This is a genomic window from Kitasatospora sp. NPDC059571 (assembly GCF_042735675.1).
In the GTDB taxonomy this organism is placed as follows: domain Bacteria; phylum Actinomycetota; class Actinomycetes; order Streptomycetales; family Streptomycetaceae; genus Kitasatospora.
In genome coordinates this window covers 1-4,293 of the sequence record NZ_JBHWBW010000548.1, presented here as the reverse complement: position 1 = coordinate 4,293, position 4,293 = coordinate 1, and the positions used below count along the sequence as shown (strand labels likewise).

Annotated in this window: 3 protein-coding genes and 1 pseudogene; 1 reads left to right on the top strand and 3 read right to left on the bottom strand. The window is 77.1% G+C overall.

Going from position 1 to position 4,293, the window contains the following annotated elements:
* A pseudogene (locus tag ACFV0G_RS35235) lies at positions 1–380 on the top strand (hypothetical protein); the annotation flags it as partial.
* Between the two features lie 34 nt (positions 381–414).
* Here ACFV0G_RS35235 and ACFV0G_RS35230 read toward each other — a convergent pair.
* The 3 genes from ACFV0G_RS35230 to ACFV0G_RS35220 form a co-directional block, all read right to left on the bottom strand.
* On the bottom strand, positions 415–1,155 hold the full coding sequence (locus ACFV0G_RS35230; RefSeq protein WP_380556756.1) for a Mut7-C RNAse domain-containing protein: 741 nt from the start codon (positions 1,153–1,155) through the stop codon (positions 415–417).
* 67 nt (positions 1,156–1,222) lie between these two features.
* Positions 1,223–2,962 (bottom strand): SulP family inorganic anion transporter, encoded by a 1,740-nt coding sequence (locus tag ACFV0G_RS35225; RefSeq protein ID WP_380556754.1) that lies wholly within the window; start codon positions 2,960–2,962, stop codon positions 1,223–1,225.
* Positions 2,959–4,173 (bottom strand): DUF2254 domain-containing protein, encoded by a 1,215-nt coding sequence (locus ACFV0G_RS35220; RefSeq protein ID WP_380556753.1) that lies wholly within the window; start codon positions 4,171–4,173, stop codon positions 2,959–2,961. The genes ACFV0G_RS35225 and ACFV0G_RS35220 overlap by 4 nt, the downstream gene beginning before the upstream one ends.
* Positions 4,174–4,293: the final 120 nt, after the last annotated feature.

Genomic DNA, 4,293 nt, shown 5'->3' with positions numbered 1-4,293 from the left:
TCCCGCGGGGGGAGCGCGTGTACGGGGCGCCCCCCCCCGCCCACCTCGCCGCCCCGCCCGCGGTCATGTGGTCCCGGGTGCGGGGGGGGGCCCCCCCCCCCGGCTACCAGCGGCTGCTCTGCACCGGCTGCGGCTCGACCGACTTCGAGGCGCGGCTCAGCGCCGGCGAGGGCGTCATCTGCGTGCACCGCAACGTCAGTGCCGATGCCGACCGCTGGCCCGTCCAGATGGGCGAGGGCTTCGTGGTGCGGTGCAGCGTGGTCGGCCCCCGCGAGGCCATCCGGCCGGGTGCCCGCGTCCGGCTGGTGCCGGGCTCCGGGGGCGGCGCCGAGCCGGTGGTCGAGCTGTGCGACCTGCCCGTCCCGCACTACTGGGGCTGACCCGCCGCCACGGGCGCGCCGGCGCGCCGGGGCGTCAGGAACGCGCCGGCGCCCGCTCGCCGAACTCGCGCACCGCATCGTCCACGATCGCGGTGAGCCGGCTGTGGTGGGCGCCCCGCCAGTAGACCTGGCCGCACGCCGCGCACTCCGCGAAGACGTCGTACGAGCGCTCCGTGCCGGCCTCCAACCGGCCCTGCACCGACGCCTTGTCGGCGGTGCGCAGCACCCCGTTGCAGGCGGTGCACCTGGTCCACGGCGCCAGCGGCGGCGCGAACCGCGAGAGTACGTCCCGCAGCTGCTCCTCCGGCCGGTGGCTGTACACGTAGGCGCCGGCCCAGAGCTCGCGACGGCGCAGCAGCCCGCGGTCGCGGGAGAGCATCACGCGCTGCTCCGCGGCCGAGCGGGCGGCCAGTGCCGGGTCCCCGATGTCGGTGCTCTCGTACGCGGTGTCGACGCCGAGCAGGCGCAGCTGCCGGGCGAGCTTGCCCAGGTGGACATCGAGCAGGAACCGGGCCGGGCCGGGCAGCGCCTGCGGGCGCACCACCCCGCGGACCTCGACCCGCTCACCGCCGCGCGGGATGTACGGGGTGCCCACCGGCCCGCCGTCGACGAGGAGTTCGCCGACCTCGGTGAGCGGGACCCCGATCGACTCCACCACGTGCCCGAGCGTCGACGCGCCGTCGACGCGGACCGCTGGGCGATCGGCGCGCTCCGCGCCGCCGACGAACACGTGCAGATCGGGGGCGAAGGCGATGGCGATCTCGGCTGTCTCCACGGGGCCAGCATGCCAGCGGCCCGGCGACCGCCGCCAACCCTTTCCGGCCGGGTCCGACAGAGCGGGCCTACCCCTGGTCGCCGGGCGGTGCGGCGCCCCGGGCGGCGATCCACGCCTCGCCCGCGGCGCGGGCCCGGTCCAGCGGTGCGAGCAGCTGCGGTTCGACCGGGAACACGGCGTCCGGGCCGATCCGCTCGTCCAGCCCGGTCCGCTCCAGCAGCGCGGCGAGCGCCGGGCGTACCCCGGCCAGCAGGAGACGGCCGCCCTCCTGCCGGAGCCGGTCGTGGTAGCGGGCCAGCGCCTTGAGGATCGCCGAGGACGGGATGTCCGGGGCGCTGCGCAGCACCAGCACCAGCACGCTGCCGTGCGCCCCGGCGGTGTCGGGCAGCCGGTGGCGCAGGTGCGGGAGTTCGGCGAAGAAGCTGGTGCCCTCGTAGGCGAGGACGGTGACCCGGCCCGGCGGCAGGCGCTCGGGGATGCGGTCGTCGGCGGTCCACCGGCCGTCCCGGTCGAGGGTCAGCACGCTGAACCCGGCCTGGCGGGACGCCTGGATGCAGTACAGCAGCAGCGAGAGCACCGCGCCGAGCACGATCGCCTGCTGCAGCGGGTACTGCGTGGTGGCGGCGAAGGTCCCGACCATCGCCACCGCCGACAGGTACGAGGTGCGCACCACGAGCATGATCTCCGCCCGCCGGGACCAGATGAGTTCGGCGCCGATGACCAGGATCAGCCCGCCGATCACGGGCAGCGGGATGTGCTCGGCGAGCGAGCCGAACAGGATGACCAGCAGGGTGAGGAACACCCCAGAGGCGAGCGCGGCCCACCGGGTGCGCGCCCCGGCGGACGCGCTGATCGCCGTCCGGGAGAGCGAGCCGCTGACCGGCAGCGCGTGGAACAGCCCGCCGGCCAGGTTGGCCAGGCCCTGGGCGGCGAACTCGGTGTTGACGCTGGAGCGGCTGCCGTCCGGGTTGGGCAGCGCCGGTGCGATCCCGGCGGCCTGTGCCAGCGCGACGAGGGCCACCGCGAGGGCGCCGCCGAGCAGGTGCGGCACGGCGGCGGGGTCGGGTGCGGAGAACCCCGGCAGGCCGTCCGGGACGTGCGCGATCTGCCCGACCAGCGGGACGTCCGTACCCAGCGCGGCGACCGCGCAGCTCACCGCGACCATGGCGATCAGCAGCGCCAGCGGCCGCAGCCGCCGGACGGTGTACGCCAGCGCCCACACCCCGATGGTCGTGCCCGCCACCACGGCGGAGGGTACGTGCCACTGGTCCGCGCCGTAGAGCCAACTGCCCACCTGGTAAAGCTTGTTGTGGCCGGGCGGCCGGTAGCCGCTGGCGTCCCTCAGCACCCCGGTGATGATCTGCAGCGCGATCCCGAGGGAGAACCCGGTGAGCACCGCGTTGGAGACGAAGCTGAGCACCACGCCCAGCCGCAGCACCCCCATCAGCACCATCATCGCGCCGCTGAGCACCGCGAGGGCGGCGATGTTGCCCGTCGCGTGCGGGTCCAGCCCGGCCTCGGTCAGCACCCCCTGCGAGGTGAGCGCGATCGCGCTGGTCAGGGTGGTGACCATGAGCACCGTGGGGGTGGCGAGCGCGCCGATCACCGGCGGCAGCATGCCCGCGTACAGGCCGGCGACCGGGTTGAACCCGGCGATGCTCGCGTACGCCATGCCCTCCGGGATGCTGAACAGCCCGGTCACCAGCCCGGCGGTCAGGTCCGAGCGGGCGGGCCGGCCGAGCCGGCCCAGCGCCGTCCGGGCGAGGGCCCGGAGGGCCGCGGCGGTGCGCCCCGCCCGCCCGGTCACGGGGCGGGCCCGGCCGGGGCCGGACCGCCGAGGCCCTGGCGGTCCGCCGACCCGGCGATCCGCCGGAACGCCGTGTCCGGCAGCGCGTCGGTGAGCCGGTCGAGGAGGGCGCCGCGCTCGTCGAGCGGGCCGTGGCGGTGCGGCGGCGCGGCCGGCCGCACCCGCTCCAGCAGGACCCGCAGCCGGCGCGGAACCTGGAGGCTGCCCGCGCCGTAGAACAGCACCTCGTCCAGCGCGAGGCCGACCAGGTCGGCCCAGTGGGGTGCCGGGCAGCGCACCCGCGGCTGCCCGTCGGGGCCGGTGAGCACCGCGGGGCCGAGTGCGCGCGGGGCGAGCCGGACGAGTGCCTCCTCGATCTGGTCGAGCGCCTGGACGGCGGTGGTGGGGTCGTTCACGGCGGGGGAGAGCGCCCGGACGGCGATGTCGACCAGCAGGCGCAGCCCGTACGCCGGGTCCTGCTCGACGGTGCGGCTCTGCCCGTGCACCACGCAGCCGGCCAGCCGGCGGGTCAGCCCCTCGGGTACCGGCGTTCCCGGCGGGGCGAGGACGTGCGCGACGGGGGCCGCACCGCCGAGGAAGTCGCCGACGGCCGCGGTGAGCTCGACCCGGACCCCGGCGCGGTCGGCGAGCCGCACCATCCGCCGCTCGTCGAGCGACTGGATCATGCCGGGCGCCCCGGTGTGCCGGACGACCGCGCCGGATCCGGGCGCCGGGCCGGGGCCGGGAGCGGCCCTGCCGCCGGGCGGGTCGGGGCCGAGCGGATCCGGGTACACCTGGTCGATGACGTGCCGCAGCCGGGCGCCGACCGCGCGGGCCAGCCCGCCGCCGGTGACCGCCTGCCGCAGCCGCACCAGCAGGTGCAGGACGGCCACCGAGTCGACGAGGACGAGCGCCACACCCAGCGTGACGGCGGTGCGCGGCACACGGTCGTCGTTGATCCCGCTCAGCACCACCAGGGCGTACACCGCGGTCCCCACCAGGGCCGCGAAGACGAAGAGGTACCGGCCGAGCTGGTGCAGCGCGCCGACCAGGCGCGGCGACATCGCCTGCACGGTCTGCACCACCAGGGTGATCGCGGTGACCACGAACCCGGCGAGGGTGATCATCGCCCCGGCGATCGCCCCCAGGGCGGCCTGGGCGGTGCCCGCGGCGTAGTCCAGCCCCGCCGACGGCAGGTCGGACTCCCAGTGCGGGACGGCCCAGCCCGCCACCGTCCCCGCGGCGATGTTGGGCCCGGCGGTGCGCCTGTGGGGGCGGCCGGGGGGGGGGGGGGTGGGGCCCGCCCCCCCGCCGGGAGACACCGCGCGCCCCCCCCCCCCCGGCGGGGGGGT